Source organism: Pseudomonas sp. EU05-FHT14B02, from assembly GCF_058791055.1.
Genome location: NZ_JBYTDD010000033.1, coordinates 61037 through 80978, shown reverse-complemented (window position 1 = coordinate 80978; position 19942 = coordinate 61037). Strand labels below are relative to the sequence as shown.

At 57.5% G+C, this 19942-nt stretch carries 30 protein-coding genes; 21 read left to right on the top strand and 9 right to left on the bottom strand.

Annotated features, from left to right (window positions below; all coding sequences use genetic code 11):
• Window positions 1-8 precede the first annotated feature (8 nt).
• Together AC3WTM_RS25255 and AC3WTM_RS25250 are read right to left on the bottom strand one after the other, a co-directional pair.
• Window positions 9-350, bottom strand: coding sequence for a hypothetical protein (locus tag AC3WTM_RS25255; protein WP_011600745.1), 342 nt, complete (start codon window positions 348-350; stop codon window positions 9-11).
• 9 nt (window positions 351-359) lie between these two features.
• Window positions 360-632, bottom strand: coding sequence for a hypothetical protein (locus tag AC3WTM_RS25250; protein ID WP_033039663.1), 273 nt, complete (start codon window positions 630-632; stop codon window positions 360-362).
• A gap of 170 nt (window positions 633-802) precedes the next feature.
• Between AC3WTM_RS25250 and AC3WTM_RS25245 the strand changes: the two genes are divergently transcribed.
• From AC3WTM_RS25245 to AC3WTM_RS25220, 6 genes are all read left to right on the top strand, one after another.
• Window positions 803-2563: a PRTRC system ParB family protein gene (locus tag AC3WTM_RS25245; protein WP_096069750.1), complete on the top strand. Its 1761-nt coding sequence runs from the start codon at window positions 803-805 to the stop codon at window positions 2561-2563.
• A 14-nt stretch (window positions 2564-2577) separates the two neighbouring features.
• Window positions 2578-3057, top strand: coding sequence for a hypothetical protein (locus AC3WTM_RS25240; protein ID WP_096069749.1), 480 nt, complete (start codon window positions 2578-2580; stop codon window positions 3055-3057).
• An 11-nt stretch (window positions 3058-3068) separates the two neighbouring features.
• A complete protein-coding gene (locus AC3WTM_RS25235; protein WP_011600742.1) occupies window positions 3069-3281 on the top strand; it encodes a PRTRC system protein C in 213 nt (70 codons plus the stop codon).
• 195 nt (window positions 3282-3476) lie between these two features.
• Entirely contained in the window at window positions 3477-4751 is a 1275-nt protein-coding gene (locus tag AC3WTM_RS25230; RefSeq protein WP_173677895.1) for a hypothetical protein, read from the top strand.
• Complete coding sequence (locus AC3WTM_RS25225) at window positions 4741-5445, top strand: PRTRC system protein B (RefSeq protein ID WP_096069747.1); 705 nt, start codon at window positions 4741-4743, stop codon at window positions 5443-5445. Before AC3WTM_RS25230 ends, AC3WTM_RS25225 begins: the two co-directional genes overlap by 11 nt.
• Entirely contained in the window at window positions 5442-6215 is a 774-nt protein-coding gene (locus AC3WTM_RS25220; RefSeq protein ID WP_084341307.1) for a PRTRC system ThiF family protein, read from the top strand. Before AC3WTM_RS25225 ends, AC3WTM_RS25220 begins: the two co-directional genes overlap by 4 nt.
• A 1-nt stretch (window position 6216) precedes the next feature.
• On the opposite strand, the gene AC3WTM_RS25215 is transcribed toward AC3WTM_RS25220, so the two are convergent.
• Window positions 6217-6516: a helix-turn-helix domain-containing protein gene (locus AC3WTM_RS25215; protein WP_011600738.1), complete on the bottom strand. Its 300-nt coding sequence runs from the start codon at window positions 6514-6516 to the stop codon at window positions 6217-6219.
• 129 nt (window positions 6517-6645) lie between these two features.
• Here AC3WTM_RS25215 and AC3WTM_RS25210 point away from each other — a divergent pair, with 129 nt between their 5' ends.
• The 14 genes from AC3WTM_RS25210 to AC3WTM_RS25145 all read left to right on the top strand — a co-directional run bounded on the left by AC3WTM_RS25210 (window position 6646) and on the right by AC3WTM_RS25145 (window position 14900).
• The gene (locus AC3WTM_RS25210; RefSeq protein ID WP_102685539.1) at window positions 6646-7203 is read left to right on the top strand and encodes a hypothetical protein; all 558 of its coding nucleotides are present in this window, start codon (window positions 6646-6648) and stop codon (window positions 7201-7203) included.
• Window positions 7204-7395: 192 nt separating this feature from the next.
• Entirely contained in the window at window positions 7396-7554 is a 159-nt protein-coding gene (locus AC3WTM_RS25205; RefSeq protein WP_158247789.1) for a hypothetical protein, read from the top strand.
• A gap of 10 nt (window positions 7555-7564) precedes the next feature.
• Entirely contained in the window at window positions 7565-7876 is a 312-nt protein-coding gene (locus AC3WTM_RS25200) for a hypothetical protein (RefSeq protein WP_033039648.1), read from the top strand.
• Between the two features lie 127 nt (window positions 7877-8003).
• Window positions 8004-8351 carry a hypothetical protein gene (locus tag AC3WTM_RS25195; RefSeq protein ID WP_047883084.1) on the top strand — a complete coding sequence of 116 codons (348 nt, stop codon included), beginning with the start codon at window positions 8004-8006 and terminating at the stop codon, window positions 8349-8351.
• Between the two features lie 84 nt (window positions 8352-8435).
• A complete protein-coding gene (locus AC3WTM_RS25190) occupies window positions 8436-9125 on the top strand; it encodes a hypothetical protein (protein ID WP_047883083.1) in 690 nt (229 codons plus the stop codon).
• Window positions 9122-9313 (top strand): hypothetical protein, encoded by a 192-nt coding sequence (locus AC3WTM_RS25185; protein WP_102685538.1) that lies wholly within the window; start codon window positions 9122-9124, stop codon window positions 9311-9313. The genes AC3WTM_RS25190 and AC3WTM_RS25185 overlap by 4 nt, the downstream gene beginning before the upstream one ends.
• 49 nt (window positions 9314-9362) lie before the next feature.
• Window positions 9363-9812, top strand: coding sequence for a hypothetical protein (locus AC3WTM_RS25180; RefSeq protein ID WP_102685537.1), 450 nt, complete (start codon window positions 9363-9365; stop codon window positions 9810-9812).
• Window positions 9813-9822: 10 nt separating this feature from the next.
• Window positions 9823-10128, top strand: coding sequence for a hypothetical protein (locus AC3WTM_RS25175; protein ID WP_102685536.1), 306 nt, complete (start codon window positions 9823-9825; stop codon window positions 10126-10128).
• Window positions 10129-10377: 249 nt separating this feature from the next.
• Window positions 10378-10623, top strand: coding sequence for a hypothetical protein (locus AC3WTM_RS25170; protein ID WP_146024421.1), 246 nt, complete (start codon window positions 10378-10380; stop codon window positions 10621-10623).
• A gap of 119 nt (window positions 10624-10742) precedes the next feature.
• Window positions 10743-11153: a hypothetical protein gene (locus tag AC3WTM_RS25165; RefSeq protein ID WP_102685535.1), complete on the top strand. Its 411-nt coding sequence runs from the start codon at window positions 10743-10745 to the stop codon at window positions 11151-11153.
• 18 nt (window positions 11154-11171) lie between these two features.
• Entirely contained in the window at window positions 11172-11360 is a 189-nt protein-coding gene (locus AC3WTM_RS25160; protein ID WP_033039631.1) for a hypothetical protein, read from the top strand.
• Window positions 11361-11561: 201 nt separating this feature from the next.
• Window positions 11562-12680: a phosphoadenosine phosphosulfate reductase domain-containing protein gene (locus tag AC3WTM_RS25155; RefSeq protein WP_102685534.1), complete on the top strand. Its 1119-nt coding sequence runs from the start codon at window positions 11562-11564 to the stop codon at window positions 12678-12680.
• Window positions 12681-12803: 123 nt separating this feature from the next.
• Window positions 12804-14579, top strand: a complete 1776-nt coding sequence (locus AC3WTM_RS25150; protein WP_102685533.1) for a phosphoadenosine phosphosulfate reductase domain-containing protein — start codon at window positions 12804-12806, stop codon at window positions 14577-14579.
• 69 nt (window positions 14580-14648) lie between these two features.
• Window positions 14649-14900 carry a hypothetical protein gene (locus AC3WTM_RS25145; protein WP_102685532.1) on the top strand — a complete coding sequence of 84 codons (252 nt, stop codon included), beginning with the start codon at window positions 14649-14651 and terminating at the stop codon, window positions 14898-14900.
• A gap of 35 nt (window positions 14901-14935) precedes the next feature.
• On the opposite strand, the gene AC3WTM_RS25140 is transcribed toward AC3WTM_RS25145, so the two are convergent.
• The 4 genes from AC3WTM_RS25140 to AC3WTM_RS25125 are packed head-to-tail and all read right to left on the bottom strand — an operon-like array spanning window position 14936 to window position 16568.
• Entirely contained in the window at window positions 14936-15190 is a 255-nt protein-coding gene (locus tag AC3WTM_RS25140; RefSeq protein WP_102685531.1) for a hypothetical protein, read from the bottom strand.
• Between the two features lie 12 nt (window positions 15191-15202).
• Entirely contained in the window at window positions 15203-15397 is a 195-nt protein-coding gene (locus AC3WTM_RS25135; RefSeq protein ID WP_102685530.1) for a hypothetical protein, read from the bottom strand.
• Between the two features lie 34 nt (window positions 15398-15431).
• Window positions 15432-15968, bottom strand: a complete 537-nt coding sequence (locus AC3WTM_RS25130) for a hypothetical protein (protein WP_102685529.1) — start codon at window positions 15966-15968, stop codon at window positions 15432-15434.
• A 12-nt stretch (window positions 15969-15980) separates the two neighbouring features.
• Window positions 15981-16568 carry a hypothetical protein gene (locus AC3WTM_RS25125; protein WP_102685528.1) on the bottom strand — a complete coding sequence of 196 codons (588 nt, stop codon included), beginning with the start codon at window positions 16566-16568 and terminating at the stop codon, window positions 15981-15983.
• A gap of 223 nt (window positions 16569-16791) precedes the next feature.
• On the opposite strand from AC3WTM_RS25125, the gene AC3WTM_RS25120 reads away from it, so the two are divergent.
• Window positions 16792-17682: a hypothetical protein gene (locus tag AC3WTM_RS25120; RefSeq protein WP_102685527.1), complete on the top strand. Its 891-nt coding sequence runs from the start codon at window positions 16792-16794 to the stop codon at window positions 17680-17682.
• On the opposite strand, the gene AC3WTM_RS25115 is transcribed toward AC3WTM_RS25120, so the two are convergent.
• Complete coding sequence (locus AC3WTM_RS25115; protein ID WP_102685526.1) at window positions 17661-19601, bottom strand: DEAD/DEAH box helicase family protein; 1941 nt, start codon at window positions 19599-19601, stop codon at window positions 17661-17663. The genes AC3WTM_RS25120 and AC3WTM_RS25115 overlap by 22 nt on opposite strands.
• A gap of 105 nt (window positions 19602-19706) precedes the next feature.
• Entirely contained in the window at window positions 19707-19937 is a 231-nt protein-coding gene (locus AC3WTM_RS25110; protein WP_028619968.1) for a hypothetical protein, read from the bottom strand.
• Window positions 19938-19942 lie beyond the last annotated feature (5 nt).

Here is a 19942-nt window from a genome sequence, read left to right as displayed (position 1 = left end):
GGCATTGGCTAGATTTCCAAGAACAACATCGCTAGCGGCTGCATCATCTGGAGTCCCCAGGCGAAAAGCTCGAATCGAAGCAAGCCCAGCAGGCAGGTGATAAAGAATCCCACCACGATCCCTACCAGGAAGACCGAGTACAAAGTTCCAACGCCTGGGCTACTGGATTCGCCCCCCTCTCTTTCCCCTCCCCAGTTCGGAACTTTGATGCGAAGCCGCTCGCGACGGAAATCTTTTGGGTTGTAGTAGGCATCCTTTACCGGATCGTTCTCTGAGCGGTCTGTCTGATTCCCTTCGCGGGCGCGTTGCCTCGCTCGCTCCTGCATGTACTCCCTATCGTCCAGTCCCACATACGTCTCCTACAGTTTTCCGAGAAACGAAAGCAACCCAACCACGGAGCCAGCCAACGTCGATACAGAAAAGGTCAAATCCCGCATTGCCCTGCGTTTCTTATCGATCCTTCGCGCCAGCAATGCTCCGAACAATGCGCCAGCGAGCGAGCACCCAACGAACATGAAGATTTTCGCGTGGAATTCGGCTATTGCTGCGGCCACATAGGGTGGGAGCGAAGATTGAGCCAGCGCTGACGCCGGTGCAGCCAGTATCAGCAAAACGGCAGAGAAAAATTTCATTGGCTTGAGCGTCCACCTGTCTCTGAATGTGGGGCCAATTTTCGCTCGGAGCGTGCGCTTATTTTGCTGTTTTCACGCAACGTTTTCGTCGGATTTAATGGGCCGCTACTACTTGGGTTTTCCAGAAAGTGGGGGAAGCTGAATTCATAGCAAACACGGAGTTTAGCCAAGTGAATCAGCAAGTAGCCCAAGTCCTCCCCCTAGACCGTATCCGCCGCAACCCGCAAATCGACCCGCGTAAAGGCCGGAAGAAGTCCGCTTATGAGCAACTGGTGCGTTCGATCAGTGCCAAGGGCATCATCCAGCCGATTCTGGTCAGGCCAGTAAGCGATGACCCGAACTACGACCATGAGGTGGTCGCAGGCAACCGGCGCTGGACAGCGGCCCACGATGCGGGCTTGATCGAGGTTCCCGCCCTGATCCGCGCTATGAGCGATCAGGAGGCGCGGTTGATCGCTGCGCTGGAGAACCAGGTGCGGGCTGACCTGACGCCAATCGAAGAAGCCCAGCATGCCGTAATTTTGCTGGAGGACATGGCCAACGACCACTTGGCGGTGATGAAGGCCTTGGATTGGTCTAGAACCAAGCTCGACAGCCGCCTGCTGCTCGCCCATGCCTGTGATGCGGTGGCCGATGCCCTGCTGGAGGAGCAGATCAAGATTGGCCACGCTGAATTGCTGTGTCGTCTCCCCGCCCCCGATCAGGCGGGCATTCTGTCGAAGATCATCGAGAAGAACTATTCCGTCGAGCAGACCAGGGCGCGCCTGCTGGAGTTGACTCGGGACGTCTCGACTGCACGTTTTGACACCACGGAATGCCGGAGCTGCATCCACAACTCGGGTGCGAATGCCGATTTGTTCGAGGCAAGCCTTGGGGCGTCTCGCTGCCAGAACTCTGTCTGCTGGAACCGGAAAACCGAGCAGCTAATTTCTGTTCGGTTGATCGAGGCGCAGGAGGAGCACGCGGTGGTTCATAGCGAGCTGAATCTCGCGAAGGACTCATACGTGAAGCTCGTCGCACGGGGCGAGGATGGTGTGGGAGAGCAACAGGCAGCGGCGTGCGCTACCTGTGCAAGCTTCGGCGCAGTGGTCATGGTGTCGAGGGGGCGCGAAGGCGACGTGATCGGCGGTATGTGCTTCAACAAGCCTTGCCACAAGGAGAAAACCGCCGCCTACAAAACAGCCCTGGCCACCGTAACGAACACAGCACCAGCCACCGTTGCCGGGGGCGCTGTTGGAGCAGCCCCGGCCAAGCCGAAGGCCGCAAGCGCAAAGCCCACCCAGGTGAAGAAGTCGCTACGCCGTGAAGCCTTCGACCTTTACGCCCGCATGAGCAAGCAAGTCGTGCTCAATGACCGCTCGCTAGCGTTGGCTGTGGCCATCGTCAGCATGTATTTCGAGATGCGCAGCGACCTCAAGAGCGAGCTGCGGGCACAGATGGAAAAGGCCATGGGTGTCACAAGCGCCCTGATGACCACGGCTCGCGCCGATGCCGAGATTCGGCTTGCGCAACTCGGGGAGGAAAAGCTCCTCACGTTCATGGGCAGCATGGCTGCTGCCTCGCTATTCCGCACGGATAGCGCTGACGCATTCGAGAAATCCGTGTCGGGTGCTCAGTCGCTCAAGTTCATGGAGTACGCGAACGTCGATCCGGCCAAAGGGTTCGTGATGAACGAGAGCTACCTCAAGGCCCAGGTTAAGGCGGGCATCATCGAAGATTGCAAGCGTTCAGGCTTTGCCGCCGCCTACAACGAGGCGAAGGGCGAAAAGGCTTTTGAAGGGCTGACCACCGGCAAGGCAAGCGCTCTTATCGACGCCATCTTGGCTTTCAAAGAGTTCAGCTGGTTGGGTTATTTGCCGCCTGCGTTACAACTATCGGCACAGGGCGGGAAGAACCCCGCTCCCCAGCAATCCGAATCGACCCAAGCCTGACAGGGAACATCATCATGCAATCCACGTTTTTTTCCGTAATGGCTGCTGCACTGGCGGGCACTCAACACCGCGTCAATGTGGCAATCGAAACCGCCTCCGCCGACGCGCTGAAAGTGATGATTACCGCTGACCTCGGCCCTACACCTGAGAAGGCATCCGAGCACGAAGTGCAGCTTCGCGCCGCCATGTGCCGCCCGCTGATCCTGGTAGGGAGTGCTGTTGAGATCGAGGAAGCGCTGATGAAGCGCCTGACACAGCACGTCCAGGCGCTGAATGAGGGGGTGAGCCTGCTGGATGAAATCCGCTCGATTGGTGCGACTGTGCAGGCGAAAGCCGCCACGCCAGCTACTGAGCAGGCTGCAACGTCTGACCTCGATGCCGATGCCGATGCCGATGCCGATGCCGAGGATGGCGACGCTGCGCAGGTAGGTGGCGGTTCTGGCGTGGACAGCCGCTCGGATGAACCCAATCTGAACCTCGCGGCCTCTTTCTAGGAATTGCACTCATGGCACTTGTTGAAATCTCTCTTGCCCGCGTTTTTCGCTACGCCGGTCGCGACCTCCCCGACCCGCAGCCCGAAATGTCCGTGACTGACGTGCTGAAACACTATGCCCGTCAGTTCCCAAAGCTCAACGGAGCGAAAATTATCGACCCCATTGTGGAGAATGACAGCTATGTCTACGAGTTCCGAGACGGCGGATTCGGCGCAAAAGGTTGACCCGCTTGAAGTCCTGAAAGCGTGGGAGCGTGGCGAACTGGATCGCCACCTCCCATCCGGTACCGAACCTGATTGTTTAGACCACCAGCAGAGACAAAGGCTATGGAAGTTGCTCTCCTCCCCCGCCAATCCCGGCACTATCGACTTCCAACTGCCGCGCTGACACCTCTTAGCTTGCCGAATGTTGGGCCTGTGATGCGTGAAGCACAGGCCCAACTGTTCAGCCGGGACTATGCAGGGGTGGTCGACCACCAAGCTCATAGCATGCTGTGCCGGGAGGCCTTGGAAGCTGGCCTGGTAGCTGAAAGCTCAATCGAATGGCTTCGGCAGTACCCAAATAGCTACGGGCTGCATCGCCTTACGGGCGAAGTGGTACAGCGCCTTGGTGCGTCCTTTGCCATCAGTGATGAAGGCCTTTTTCCACAGCGCACCAGCCTGCTGAATCGGCTGAATACCCCATACGTCGATCCAGTTGAGACGGCATCCTATGCAATAGCCGCTGTAGAGGCTGGGCTGGTCGGACTTGATGCGCTCGCCCCCCACATCGAGGCAGGCCCTGATGGGGCAGGCAGGATAATGGCGGAGCTGGAGCGCTCGTTGATTGGCCGGGTCAAGCTGCCCACATCCGTCGAGGACGCCTACGCCTTCGGAATCCAGGACGGTCATTTCATCCTGGAGTCGAGCTGCTTCGCTACTTTCACAGTTCAAGCGCCAGCGAGCCTGGAACTGCGGGTGCTTCTTTTCAAGACACTCGACGCGATGACACGCCATCTGCTGCCGTTCCATACGCCAATGACCTTCCTGGGGCCGCATAGCTACCACAACCACGGGCTTTCGGAAGCTTTCGAGGAGCTGTCTCCGCGCTTGGCCACGCACTCTAGAGAGGAACTGTGCGCCTTCCTGCTGGACGATTCGGTCGAGCATGATGATTACATCGCCGAATATCTCTACTGCCACGGCCAAGACGAGGATTCTGTAAACAGCTTGCTTGACGCCATCTATGAGATGGATGAACTAAAACAGATAGCTGGAGCCACCCTTGGCCAGGGAGATCGGTGCGAGATCGAGGAGCTGTCCGATCAGGCGCGGCAAATCTGTGAGCGTGATGATGCACACGCCCCGTTGGTTCAAGTGCTGGCGGAAGCCTTGCAGCACTGCCTGGAGCATGAGGCCAGTGGATCGCTCAAAGAGTTCAACCCCCATGATTTCCCAGGCACAGCCGGTGATGGGGTTTCTCTTTTCGAGAGCATTCTGGTGTGCCTGACTAGGGATTTTCCAAATCTAGAGCAGAGTAGCTATGACGGTTTTGACGGCATTGTCAGCGGCTCTGGCTTCCCTGCAATTGGGTTACCGCTGAGTCCTGATCAACTGCGCACCGTCACCCTGCCAGTTCTAGATGCGCTATCGCTGACGCTAGGTCTGTTGCAGCGAATCGCCGACGCTTTAGAGGAATGCGGTAATGCTGAGTGAAAAAGTTTCGAGCAAGGCCATGCTGATACATCACCACAGCCAGACCGGCGTGGTCACCGTCACCAGTCACAGCGTCATCGCGCTGGAAGATGGTAAGGCTGGCTTCACGCTGGGCGCTGGGAGGGCATTCAGTCCCTACGACAAATCCGAACTGGCTGCTCTGCTGTTGAATGAGGATGCCGGAGCAGAATTTCTCCCTGAGAGTTATTTGTTCAGCTCACGCACCGTCTTGGCATGGTACCGCCGCCCTGGTGTGCACGATATTCCGATCCTTGGCGAGCGCATACGCGCCCCGCTGCCGGGCTTGATCTTCATCGCTGCGGCCAACCAATCCTTCCGTTGCTTTGCGTTCAAGGGCAATCAGCGCCCGACGCCAGAGACAGAACTCTTCTATGCCCCGTTGGGGAACGTGTACCAAGGCGGAACCTTCTGTACTGGCAGCGGCAATGTTCCCCGCGATGTTCGACGTGAGAACATCCCGGCCTGGGAGAACTTCGTGCTGGAGAGCGACAACACCCACAGCGGCACGGTTGAGCCGGTGGCGGGTTGCCGCTCGTTTGAGGCCTTGAAGGAGTTCTATCGAGCACTGAGCGAGAAAGGATCGAAGCGGTTCCCAGCCTCGAAACTGGTTTCAGCAGGGTCATACAGTGGCCCGCTAACGCTAGCGCAAGCTATCAAAGGGGGTGCGCGATGAGCGTTCATCCGATCACAGCTCACCAATCGCCGATCTACAAGACGCCAGCCTCGTGGGTTGAACGCGCACCACGCATTGTGGTTATCGGGGCCGGTGGCAATGGCAGTGAGGTGGTTGATGCGCTGGCCAGCTTCCACCATGCGCTTCGCTCCCTCGGCCATCCAGAGGGTCTGGAGGTCACGGTCATTGACGATGCCATCGTGCGCGAGCCGAACCTCGTACGTCAGCGTTTCTGGCCGTGTGACTTGGGCCAATTCAAAGCAATCAGTTTGGTGAATCGTTACAATCTCATGCTGGGTACGTCCTGGGAGGCCCTGCCCTTCCGATTTCCAAGCCAAGAGACGATAGAGGCGATGCGCGCCGCCGACTTGATCATTTCCGCTGTTGACCTTTCTTCGGCCCGTCGCGCAATCGCCAGCAGCGCGCTGCTATCCCGACACTGCATGTGGCTTGACCTCGGCAACGAGGCCCGCCATGGACAGGTTGTGTTCGGCGCTGCGCATGTAGACAAGAGGGGCATCTACCCCAACGTGATGGACGCTTACCCTGAAATCGAAACGCTCGAAGATGACACCAAAAAATCCTGCTCGGTTGCGGAAGCCATTCGTTCGCAGGACTGCTTGGTCAACCGGGCAGTTACAACTGCCGGAATGAGCATTGTGTGGGAGTTGCTGCGGACGGGGGAAACCGATAAGCACTGGATCACAGTGGATCTGGCGTCCGGCTCTCAAAACGCTTTTCCGTTCCCTGCTGTTCCGCAATCCGCCTAACTCAACCGCTTCCGTCTTCGCATTGATCCAGCCGCTGCTCCATCTGCGATATCAGGTCAGCGGCTTTAACTTCGAGGGCTTTAGATAATCTCATAATCAAGGGAAGTGTGGGCAGACTCTCGCCCCGCTCGATTTTCCCCAGGTGCGCCCGCTCAACCCCAGCCAGGAGAGCAAGTTTCTCCTGAGCTAGGCCCGATTTTAGGCGTTCTTCGCGTACGACATTGCCAAAAGCTCCTGCCACCTGAGGGTCAAAGCTTGATGTTCCTGCCGGTCGCCCGCGTGTAGGTGGTCGCTTCTCCATAGACAGAAGCGTTATCGGCAGGAACAATTAAAACCACGTTTAAGAATACCCGTTTCGCTATTTACGCTATGCCCAGAGGGCCAGCGGAGCGGTTTTATGTGCACACTCCCCTGGTTAGGACTAGCAAATATGACTCACGTTGACCCCTCCGTACCTCAGCACTTGGCAGAGCTTTACCAGGAACTGAACGCATCGAGAGCGACCCTGCTGGCATTGATTGAGGCCGAGGGTTCCGGCATCCATCGGCGGACACTGGATCAGCTTGATCGCATGATTGCAGAGATATTTTTTCCACTGGAGTTCGTTGTTTACAGCGAAGAAGAGACGGTGCCCTCGGATGATCCGGCGTCTGCTCCCCCGACCGGGTATGCGTGGCGAGTGACTGGCCGTGAGGGCGAGATCAGGACGCTCCGGTGTGACGAAACCGGCCAGGAAATATCCATCTCGATTGGAAGAGCCATCACAGACTTCGCTTTGGTGCCCAATCACCTACCGGAAGCCTACTTTCCCGATCTCGATCTCACCCCGGCGCAACTGGAGGGGAAATATGCACAGCGTGGCAACGATCACCCTTTCTTGACCAATTACCAGTGGCTTCAAGCAGTGCGCAACAACCAGACCCAGTTTGGATACTGGCAGTGGGTTCTGGCTCAACTGCTGGCCCTGCACCGACGCTCGCTCCCCTAAAGCCCCGCACGAATACCGCGCCAGCCACTGATGCACCTCGGGGCTTGGCGCAGGCCACTCGAAAGCTTCCGCCCGCCCTGTACCTCTTACCCAGATAAATTCCTCTTCAATCGGTGTGGGAAAATGCCTGCCCCGACTTGGGATATCTGCGCCGGCCTTTATCCTAGTCGCAGGCAAATAGAGGAGACCGCGATGCGCACTTTCACCGGCACAATTAAGACTGATGTACAAGGATCTGAGGTGGACTTTGAATTCGAGGTCGATGACAACGCTACTGCTGAACAAATCGAAGCCGAGGCAAAGCAGGCGGCGTTTGAGCTTGTCCAGTGGCATTACGAAGAAGTGAAGTAGGAAAGTGCCCATGAGCGAGCAAGTAACGATGCAGTTCGGCCCCCTGGAGCTGCGCAAGACAGAGGAAGGCTGGCAGTACCTGAGCGAAGGCGTTGGCCATGAGCCTGATACCTGGTGCGATGCTACCAGTGTGCTTGGGCCGTTTGGCGGTTCAGGTGTGAACGATCTGCTTGATGAGTTGGCTGCAACAAAAGCCAACGCAGAAGCACGCGAATCCGAGCTTGTAGATGTTCTCCAGCACATTCGAGGAAAAAGTTGCTGCTCGGACGCTTGGGATGCCATTGACGAGGTTGTGCCGTATAACGACGCGCTATACAGCTGATACAAGAAAATCCCGCAGCAGACCACAGCCCCTTAATTGGGGCTAAGTCCGTGAGATGGTGCCAATTTTCGGTTACGCAACGATGTCTTGGTCATCAAAGGTATGACGCGCTGAAGGAGTGCTGAACATGTTGGGAGCTGCATTTATCGCCGATATAGCTGGTCTCTTCTACTGGCTGTTGATCCTACTGGCAATTGGCGCAGCCCTCACTTGGTTGTGGACGTTCGTCGATCACCTGGACATCCGCAAGGGTTGGCAAGCTCTGGTGGTGTGCGCCGTGACGATAGTTCTTGTGCGGGTCGTTGGGGCACAGGCCGACCACTATCGGGCGATGGCGACCGCTGCTGGCACCGGGCTACAGCCGGGCGATGGCCTGGGCATCTTCTTCATGTTCTTCATGGGGGTCGGGCTACTTGTAACCCCATTCGTGCTGCTTTTCTCGGGTAACGGCAGCAAGAAGGAAGGCAGTGGATAACCGAGTACGCACCCCTCGCATAAATCTCGATCTCTACCAACTCGGCGGTAAATCCACCGAAAAGCGCTAAAGGCGTCAATCATAATGCTCTACATCCTCCTATGCTCCGTTGTTCTGCTGATCGTGGTCATTGGTACCGTCGCTCGCGCTACGTTGGCCTTGGTTTCCCCCGGCCCTGGGCAGCGGCTACGTCAAATGGTTCTCGTGCTGGCTTCCTATGCTGTAGGCATGGCCTACTGCGCACCACTGCTTTACCTCTTCTTTGGCCCAGATGGTGCTCCGGGGGAAACTCTTGGCGTCGATACTGCGCGGCTAACCGTCTATCTGCTTTTGGCTGCCTCAGTGGCCCTACTCTTCTACATCCCCTCGTTGTGGAAAAGAGCTGCTGACTCCAAAGGCTTTTGGCCGATGGGCCAGCTGACACTCGTTGCTTTGGCATGCTTCGTAGGTGGTAAGTCCGCATATGACCACCTGACGTTCTTCAACAACGATCAAGCTGGCTGGGCAGATGTTGCTCTCATGAAGGAAATCGGAGAAATAACCGATATGCCGGGATGCACCAGCCCGGTTGCCTTTGTCCGGTTCCAATCCACTGGCCCATTTGAATACCGCTGCCCTGGTTTGATCGTTTTCAACCGGCTTTCATCGCAGCCTTTCGGCCCATGGCCACACAACGATAACGGCTCAAGCCAGCAGCTCGCAGATGTCATCCTGAAAATCAAAAGCGAAGCGAAAGTGGCGAAAGACTCTGAAGAGGAGTCCGCCCCGCTATGAGTGCGAAAGCCCGCAAGTCAAAGCCAGCACAGCCACCGGCTGAAATGCCTATTGAGTGGCCGCGCGCCGACCCGGCCGAGCTGGCCAAGTTCGACCCGGCGTCGAAGGTTTGCAACATGAATTGCGGCCCTCACAAGAACGACCCACGCAGCCATGCCGAGCGGCTGTTTCTGTGTGACGACTGCTAACCCAAGGAACCAGAAGCCCGACAGGAGCTGACCCAATGGAGAACGAAAAATGACTGATATGCCTACAGGAACATTCACTATCGGCGACCCGTTGCGCTCCAGTGGGAAGGGCAAAACGCCCATTGCTGACGCATGCGCTGAAGCAGAAAAGATGTTGGCCGAGTATCGCCACGCCCTCAGAGATGGTGTCGACGCGGACAGTGATCGCTATGAGTTGGTGTGCATGCATTCGCTCATCGGACACAAGAATGTCGGCCTCGCATATAGCGTCGAGCTTCAGCGGGCATACCTGCTGTTTGCTGATGCTGACCGCCCCCAGCCCGACTACGAGCCGCTGTGGCTGTTGGATGCAGCCAAAGAACTCACCCTGCTTATGCGAACGCTCGTGGTACCAGATAAGTCATCAACTGCAACGACGTACTGGGGTGGCGTCAAGCGAGGGCCGATCATTGCGTACCGCTTCAAACTCGCCTATGCGCCCACAAGCATCAAGTTCTAGGAACCCATCCATGGAAATGAAATTTCGCACCCAGTCCGGTGCCATCGTCACCGCCGATCCTATGGCTGAGAGGCAGACACCCCTGGAGCTTGCAGATCCTGCTGCTGAGCGTGGCGTAGGCCAAGTCGAGCCTGCACACCTGCTGCGCAAACAGATCGAGGGTGTGATTCGTGAATACGGTGCAGATCCTGCGGAAGCCGCTCTGGCGGTCTGCGTCATCCTCGACGGGAACTTGGGCCTGGCTGAAGACGGCTGGTTTGACGATGACGAAACCGTGCTGAACGCGATCATTGCCGGCAACCAGGCTGACGACTGATCTGTTTGACGAAAAGCGGAGGCGAAAACATTGGTCTGGATCAAGACAAAAGACCTCATGCCTGCTCCAGGGGTGCCCGTGCAGTGCAAACTCAGGCATTGCAGCAGTGGGACTGTCCAGCAGCATCGCCTAGTCCGCGTGGTCGAGGACGATTGTACCTGGCGAACTGCCGGCGACCTTTGCGAAGTGAGTTATGACTGGGACGTGATCGAGTGGGAGTCCGCCTAGGACAACGGAGAGGGAACAAAAATGATGAACGTACCTATCGGGTTGTTAATTCTGGCAGTGTCATTTTCTGTCAAGGCGGCAGGTCAAGGCGAACCGATGGAACCGTTCCTGGGCATCCTAAAACTGGTAATAGCTCTCGGTTGCTTAGTTGTGGTTTTGACTGCGGCACGTTGGCTGTATAGCTGGTACCAATGTCGAAAAGTAACCCGTGCCGCCACTGAATCTGTCAAAGAGCGTGTCGCTCGTGGTCAGAAGCCCTATTGCTAACTCCCATTCTTCAGTGGAGTTTTGCAGGGCGAACCCCGTTAATGCCCACGCCCCGCTTAGCGGGGCTGGGGTCATAGGAGAGGGCCACTTTCGGGCCTCACAATGAAGAAGGACACATCATGGCAACTGAATCTCCGTTTCTGAAGCACCGAGAGATCTTGCTCCACCAATCCTACAGTGCCGCTGGCGCGCTCCAAGATTTTGCCCTGAGCTGCTACAACGGCCAGCTAGGGCAGTTCCGGGGTGACACCCTGGCCAACTTCGACCAGCAGCACTTCGCAATTTTTGTCGAGATGGCCACCTACTACTACCAGCACCGCGAGAATGATCCACACTTGCTCGAGGTCGGCGCGGCCATCTGGGCGGATCGTCGTGATCGCGGGCGAAAGCACTTGGCCGAGCTAGCCGAGCACCGTGCGATCAACCCGAAAGAGTACCCGGACGGCTCGGAGCGAGATTATTTCGACCAGTTGGATTGGCTGAACCGGCAAACTGAACGCATGAAGGCGAAGGGCTGGATCGACGAATAAAACTGAATGGAGACCACGATGGCAAACGCACCCAGCGAGTTGATGCAGCAACAAGATGACCCTGTGTGGTTCGTGGAGGAGCGCCAGCTGAACGGCGACTGGATCGCCATCGACCGCGCGGACGATCAGGCCGAAGCCGAAGCGAAGTTGAGCCATGCCGAGAACTGCCTTCCAGGCACGTACCGTCTGAATCGGTCGGATTGGTGAGCCCGGCCACGCAAGAGCCATCCCAACCAGGAGAAGCGCTGTCAAGTAGCAGCCGATCGTGCTCTGTTTCCTGTAGATGATTTCTCCTCGGCTTCCTCCTGGCGCAGGGAGGAGCCGCCTCCACCGCCCATCAGTTGGGATTTCCCGTTGCCGCCGTAGGCTGAGTCTGTAGGCACCAGGTAGGTGCTCAGAGGACAGCCAATGCACCCGTCAATCTCCCGCGCACACCAGTTCGACGACCAGGTAGTTATCCCGGCACTGGGCCAGCAGCTCACCCTGCTTGGGTTCGAGCCTGAGCCTGCTGTGCTGGCAGAGGGAACCTATTTCGATGCGCCGACAGTGGATCTGGACAGCTATGACCACGTTGTAGTCTGTGTGTCTGGCAAGGACAGCATCGCTTGTCTGCTGGCACTGATCGAACAGGGTGTGGATCTGCGTCGTGTTGAGCTCTGGCACCATCGGGTGGACGGTGCAGAGGGGAGCACCCTCATGGACTGGGCTTTCAATGACAGTTTCATCGAGAAGTTCGCAGCTGCATTCAATCTGCCGCTCTATTTCTCCTGGTTGCAGGGTGGCATCGAGGGCGAAATGCTCAAGATGGACGCCTACTCCAAGCCTCACATGGTCGAAACTCCAGGCGGAATTATCTGCTTGGATCGTGATACCAGTCGGACTTCACCAGCGACCCGCCGCCGGTTCCCTCAGCAAAGCGCCAACTTGGCAACGCGCTGGTGTAGTTCCGCGGCCAAGATCGACGTGGGCCGCCGGGCCATCACCAACCAGGAGCGCTTCCTCGGTAGCAAGACCTTGTTCGTTACTGGCGAGCGCCGTGCTGAGTCGAGCAACCGCAGCAAATACAACCAGTTGGAGCCTCATGCAGTTGACCGACGCAAGGGTCGTCTCGGCCGGCACGTAGATGCTTGGCGACCGGTGCTGCACTACAGCGAAGAACAGGTGTGGGAGCTGCTTGCTCGCCACCGGGTAGAGGCACCTGTCCCCTACCGTTTGGGATGGGGGCGCTTCAGCTGCATGACGTGCATCTACAACTCACCGAAGGTATGGGCCACCATCCGAAAATACTTCCCTGAACGAGTCACCCCGATAGCAGGTTACGAGGACGAGTTCGGCTGCACCATCAGTCGGCAGAAAATCAACGTGGTGGATCTGTCGGCCACGGCCGAAGCGTTTGATATCACCGATCTGGACGCACTTGCCCAGGCGCGCCAGCGCGAGTACGTGCTGCCGATCTTCACGCCCGAGGGCAAAGCCTGGCAGTTGCCAGCAGGAGCATTCGTAACCGAAGGCTGCGGATCGGTTTAGAAAACTCCTCCGCGGACTCCTCCTGAACCGAGGCCGTCCTCATTCCCTTGGGATTTCCGATGCCTGCCGTACCTTGAACCCATCAGCTCCAGTGAGGAGCCGGATTCAAGCACGGAGCTTGTCATGCAGCTGTTCGATGTCGATCTGTTCTCTTCCGCTGGCGTCCAGGAGATGCCTGCCAATGTTGTTCGTGGGCCTGAGAAGACTCTGACCGAGAAGATTGCCGGTGCGGTCGAAGCTGTGAAGCGCGTCGTGCGGGCCGGCAAGCAGCCTGTTGTGGCGTGGAGTGGCGGCAAGGACTCAAGCGTTACGCTGAACATCGCGTTCACTGCAATTCGCGAGCTGGCCACCGAAGGTTTCGCGGTGCCAACCTTGAACGTCATGCACTCCGACACCCGCATGGAAAACCCGGTGATCCACTGCTACAACCAGAGCCAGATGCAGCAAATGCAGGCCTACGCGAAGGCTGCGGGCATCGAGTTGAAGGTGTGGGTAGCGAAGCCGGGTCTGAGCAATGACTACCTTGTTAGCCTGGTCGGTGGGCGCATCATCGCCAGCGTTGGCTCCAACGCCAAATGCCAGCAAATGACCAAAGCAGATCCACTGAAGCGAGTGAAGAAGGCAATCCTCAGGGATGTCGCGGCTCGCCTCGGCCGCAAGTGTGCTGATGACGATATCGTTTCGCTGATCGGTACCCGGTTCGATGAGTCCGTGCAGCGCGAGCGGAAAATGTCTGAGCGCGGCGAGAGCGCCTTTGAAGCTGTGAACCTCGCCGCCGGCGCTGGCGGGCACGACTGGGTACTCAGCCCAATCGCTGAAATGACCACCATGGACGTGTTCAGCTACATCGGCCAGGTGATAGCCGGCCGGATTGAGTGCTACGACCGCTTCAACCAGCTGGTTGAGATCTACCGCGACATGAATGGCGGTGACTGCATGGTGAACGTCTACCTGGCCGGGAAACAATCCGAGCGCCCAGCGTGTGGCCATCGGACAGGCTGCTGGTCATGTACCCGCGTCTCTCGAGACTCGTCGGCCGAGAGCATGATTGCCAAAGAAGGCGGCGAGTACGACTGGCTCAAGCCCCTGAACGACTTGCGGAACTACATCAAGGCCCGCCACTTCGATCCAAGCGCTCGATGCTGGCTGGCACGGACGGTTGATAAGGAAACGGGGACGATAAAAATCGCTCCGAATTCCTACTCGCCGACATTCACCAAAGAGCTGCTGGGAATCATGCTCACGATCCAGCTCGACGAGTTTGACGCCGCCGAGCAAGCCGGTATCAAGCCGCGCTTCACGCTCCTGGATATCCAGCAACTGCTGGCGGTCGAGGCGCTTTGGGGCCGGTATGGATACCAGAAGCCGTTTACCGCAATGAGGGTGTTCCTGGAGGTCTACGAGCAAGGTGTTCGCTATGAGATCCCAGATATCGCGGCGCTGCCAAAGTACACCGAGGCAGACCTGCGCTACCCCGAGGTCGAGGTGCCGTTCTGTGATGATCAGTACCAGGGAATGTTCAACGGCCTGCGCAGTATTTCCCATGCTGCTGCCGATGCTGAGTTCCTGACCACAACACGCAGTGGCATGGTGGTCATGGACGTGGTGACCAGCAGCGGATTCGAGATCGATCGCGAAGGTGCAGAGCTGTTCGTGAACTTCGAGCTGGATAACGCCCTGTCCCGCGTGACCTTCGACCAGTCTCCGACTGCGGGGCTGCATTACCTGATGGGGTTGGGAACCATCGCGATCTACAAGGGCGACCATGGCGACTGGGATCGGATGATGCGGATGTCCAACCAGATTTTCAGAAGCGATCTTCAGCCCATCCTGCATGACCGTGCTGCGCTGATAGCCCGGCTGGGTGGTAACTCACTGGGTCAGATCGATCTGTTCTGATTCGGTCCGTGTAAGCAACGACCATAATCCTGTGCGACTATACTGTCTTTACATACAGTGAGGCGTACTATGCCCTCTTCGGAACTGCCGCCATTCGAGCCGGTGACGCTCGACGAGCTGCGTCGCATTTGGTCAGCGCATGACGATCCTGACATACGCCGCCTGGCTCTCGAAGTAGCTCGATATCGGCGTGTGCTGGCAGAGGTCGACAAGCTCTATAAGACCGTCCACCAGTCTTGGCGCGCCCAGGTGGGCGGTGATCTAGTGGCCCTGCACCTCTTGAAACAGATCATGTATCACGAACGGATGCGCCTGCCATGATGACCGGCCCTGCCGTTTCTGAGCTATACCCAGTATCAAGAAGGGGTTGGAAACAGGGATCTGAGGATTTTCCAAACACCAACGCAGGCCGCCGCCCCCACAACAATCCCCAAAACTGCTCGTATGAGCATGGTGATGTCCTCTGGCCCATTCAGCCTCTCGCCCTCACGAAGGAGCCCTTGGATACCGAGCATCCTGTTGATCTCGGTCGGATAACCGAAGACGCACAGCCCAAAGACAGCGAGCAGCGTAGCCGTGCCGAGTGACTTCTTTACAGATTTCAAAAGCATGCGGTTACTTCCCTATTTCGATTGAGATGATTCTAACTGACCATTCAAGACTGCATCGCACCGCCGAGTCAGCAGGTCGTGCAGCAGCTCGGCGTCATTGGCCGCATCCACGCAATCGCGGTGGAGCGCATTCTCCAAACTGCTCTTCAGCCAGTAGCTGGTTTCAGGGCTGCTGAGTACCGCTTGAATTTCTTCGTTGATGGCCACTGTTCGATTCCTCTGTCCGGAAGGCGTTGTGTGCTCAGCGATTCACTGCCGGAGCACTGGGGAGGTTGCGGTTTTCCTGCGGAGCCATCGGTTGCCCCATCAGCTCAAACGCCGGCGAAATGAACTCGGCTGTCATGGCCTCGGAAAGCGCCTCCAGCTCGAAGTCGGTCACCTGAAAGCTCCCTGGCCAGATCCTAATGAGTGCCGATTTTCGTGCGACAAGGAATTTCTCCTGTTTGAGCATGGCCTCGTTGACGGCGATACCAACAGCCTCGACAAGAGCATCGCGGCTCCTGAAGAAATGAGTCATGGAGGAAAACGGGCAGTCGATCGGCACTCCGTCGACGATCACTTGATTCGGCTTCAGGTCGATGACGACGCGATTCGCCACCACTTTCCGCTCCGTCCACTCAAGAAACCAAGCCCCGAGAGCGCCAGCAGCAGCGACGATGCCGGCGACTACCCAGGTTCCTTGGCTGGGTGCGTCTACGTCAGGTAACGCAGCAAGCGAGCCCAGTAACGGGAGGGGCAGTATCGCCATCCCCAGTAGGGCTTTCGACAGATCATTCATTATGCGTCCTCGCTATAAATTGCATGTCGTCGTGTGCGCTTCAACTGCATAACCGCGGCTTGCAGTAATCAGTTGCACCTTACTTTCCAATAACTCGGCGATGATCTTGATCGCTGCCTGACCTCCCAAGCTGTACAGGTGTGCGTCTGCTTCTAGCTCGAACAGGCGTGTCGTACGATCCGGCGTTGTCATGATCAGCAGCAGTACCTGCTGCATGACATGCTCAAACGCCACCTCACAGAGTCGGCGACACAGACCAGTCTTACGGTGAACCGGCGCAAGATAAATGGCCTTGAGCATCAGATGAAAGCTGGTCTCGCCTTTGCTCTGGAGTGCTGTCAACTCAAGGGAACACAGCCCAGCCAAATTGTTGCCAACCCAGATCTCGTGGCACCCTTCGGCCGGGAAATTTGTAGGCGATAGAAGATCACCTTGTGGGCGATCTGATTCGTCGAAAATCCGCGCCCTTTGCGGTGGTGTTGAGAGGCGGTAAGTAACCATCACTGCTCTGCTCATAGGCTCCCCACCAGGATGGTCGTCGAGGTGCAGTACCGCTGGTTGGAGTTCCGGCAGTAGCTTGATCAGGTCAATATCTTTCATAAGGGAAACCGTTGGATCGCTGATGTCGGCCGATTATTCCACGCCGTCAGCGCCAGCAAGGCCGTAATCAGGTCGTAAAGCGGTCAGAAAACGTTCTCCCTACTCAGGGGGATAATTTCTATCTGGAGTGCTTGTATCTGGCCCTATCAGGCATTGCGCCGGCGGCCGTTGGGATTTCGGTAGGAAATGAGACGGTGGCCACCTCCTACCAGGAACCACCAGCATGGAAATCAACCGCCTCCCCGCTTGGCTTCAGGCTTACCGCGATGGCCATCGTCAAGGCAATGCCCAAGCGCTAGCAGCCTATGCCGATTACTACTGCATGGACGGGTCAGCCGACATGGAGCTGGATATTGAGGAGCGGCTTGGCTACATCCCTCCGCCGATGGTCTCGTATGCAAGCCGAACGGGCACACGCCGCAACCTCGCAGCAATGCGCGGGGCGGGTTGGCGTTTACTCGTTTCTGCGACCGGGGTTCTGCGCACGGAGGGGTTCGAGCATTACGCCTTGGACAACGGAGCGTGGAGCGCTTTCCAGCAGGGCACGCCGTTCGATGAGCGTGCTTTCGGCCGTGCCGTGGATCTTCTTGGCGAAGACGCTGACTGGGTTGTCCTACCTGACATCGTGGCAGGTGGGATGGAGTCGCTGGATTTCAGCCTGCGCTGGCTAGATCGGCTAAAGGGATTCCCTCAAAGGTTGCTCATTGCTGTGCAGGATGGAATGGAGCCAGACGATGTGCGTGAGTTCTTGAGCCCATCCGTAGGGATATTTCTCGGAGGGAGCACCCCTTGGAAGCTGCAAACCATGGCTGCCTGGGGTGTCCTTTCTCGTCGCCGCAACTGCTACTACCACGTTGGCCGGGTCAACAGCGCTCGACGGATCGGAATGTGCGCTGCCGCCAGTGCTAATTCCTTCGACGGTACCAGCGTGACACGCTTCGCCGACACGCTGCCTGCGCTCCATGCCGCGCTGTGCTATGCCGATTACCAGGGTGATCTTTTCTCTCTAGCCAAGGAGGACGTTGCAGCAACGCCATTCAATTGCTGTTGGCCGCTGCCTTCGAGACAGCACTGTTTTCATGGAGCCCACCATCATGAAGATGGGGTTATCTGAGCTTTCGCTGCCGTGGACATATCAGACGCCCAGTCGCGGAGATAACCAGGAACGATGAGCTTGTGACGAGCTCTCGATCCACCCGTGTAAAGGGCTGCAAAAGCCTTGCTCGCTGCAATGCGGTCACCAGGCCCTACTTGACTGAGCAAGTCTGGTGCGAGCATCACAGCGTCGATCTCTGAATTGCGTGCGTCCATGACCCGACCGAGCTGTAGTTGGGCTGTCCCTGATGCATCGAGGTTGAGTAACGATGCCTCGAACTCTGATGAGCTATAGCCCTTACTGAGCATCCGGTCGATGCGCTGAAAGCTACTGTTTTTGCTGCCCATGTCCGCCCGGAGATCATCCCAGTTGGTGTACCTGAAGAGCGCGCTGTGGGTTGGCCGTACCTGATCATGGAACAGGCCAATGCAATCGAGAATGAACCGGCGGAAGGTGTTGATTGCTCCAGGTAGCAAGCTGAAAGTCGCGCCAGCGCTCCCCAGGCGCTGAAACCATTCGAATAATCCCCACTCGGAATCAACCAGTATCGTCACGGCCCCGGAGGGAACCTCTGGCTTGTCGTAGTAGACAACCTTTGTCTCGATGCCGTTGTTGCCCTCGAGCGAAGCCAATTTCAGTATCGGGTGTTTGTCGATGAGGGGGTTTATGACTCCCTCGATCTGCCGGCCGGCGCGAATGGAGTGGGTGATCTCGTGCTTGCGGAGTGTGCTAGCCCGTTGATAGTAGCTCCCATCCAGGCGCTGGCAGGCGTCACCCAGGGTAATCACGGGCTGGGTACAGCGGTCGAGAAATACCGAGAGTGGCCAGCTCAGGTCGTGAGCTTCATCGACAATGATGTGGGTGAACTCCAGACCTATGACCGCCTCATGAAGAAGGGTCATGTGCTTGATTCGGTGATAGCCGCGAAGCGGGAGCTGAAGGCGCTGATCGGTTGGTTCTATGGTCTGGTCCCACAGCCTTTGCGCATACCCTACCAGCACCAACCGATCTACGGCATCGAGGGTAAGCCCTTTGGGGATGTGCTGCTCTGATAAGGCAAGGTCAGTGCTGTTGCAAAAGGAGGCAACCATCCTCGCGCAGGCCGTGGCTACTTGGGCTGGACTGAGCCTACTTATCGACCCGAAGCCTAACCGGGAAGCGATGTCTTCCGGGGTAACCTGGTGCCGAGCGGATGCCCGCTTGCCCGGCCTGTAATAACCGACACTTCGTTCAAGCACGTAGTTGGCGAGATCTCCGAACGTCATTCCTCTCACGTTCGCGGCTCCGATTCGCTGCATCAGGGCCTGGAGCTGCACCGCGGTGAACGCCAGCATGAGTGGTCGACATGATGAAAGCGAGTCCACCAAGCGTTCGATCATGTGGGTCTTGCCGGTACCAGCCAGGCCCTGGATATGGATGCTCTCATCGGGTTCGGCGTGAATAACGCGAAACGTCCGGCTCTGCTGATTCGACAGAGAAATTGTTTTCCCCGATGGGGTCTCGAACGAATGCTTGAGCGGGTTGAGCTTTTGGGTGTGCGCCGCACAGAAGTTGAAGTCCCAGTGGCCACCATTCAGGAATTGCTTCGCGTCCAGCGTCTCCTCATCCAGGAAGCGCAGCCGCAGCCGAGGCATAAGCGCCAGCCCTCGCTCAAACAACTCTCGCTTAAATCGGCCGGCAATCAGGCTAGAAAACGTACCAGGTGGATGCGTTTGGCTCAGTTCCGTTCCGACTGAGATCAACTCGGCCAGGGCCTTCTCAACGAGCATTTCGCTTTTCGGCTTTCCGTCCAGGGCCGGTAAGTTCTGGATGACAGCTACCGACGCCACTTGGGCCACGTCCCATTGCCCCAGCAGGACACGGGCAGAACCACTCGGATCAACCAAGGTATCGGCCTGTGAAGCCAGCAGTGGGATGTAAAGAACCGGGTCGCTCACGCTTTTATCTCGGTGAAATGAACATCGTCGACCGCAACCAGCACTATCGCCGGAGGCGGGCCCAGCTATCCAGTGTATGCCAGGCCAGCCGGAGGTCACACTATCTCAACGCCGGTACCAGTTGAGCTGGTAGCACCTGGCGTCCTCGGGGATCTGATCGGACGGCCAGCGCAGGCAGTTCAGATACAGACGCTCAGGTTTGCTCGGGCTGGGCCGAGTAGCCTGCACCAGGTAGGCCGACCCACCGGAAGTGAGGATGTAGTCGCCAGCGCTTAGGTCGTCGGCGCCATCGATGTACAGCTTGCATGGGGTGAAGGGCTGGCGTCGGCTGGCCATATCCG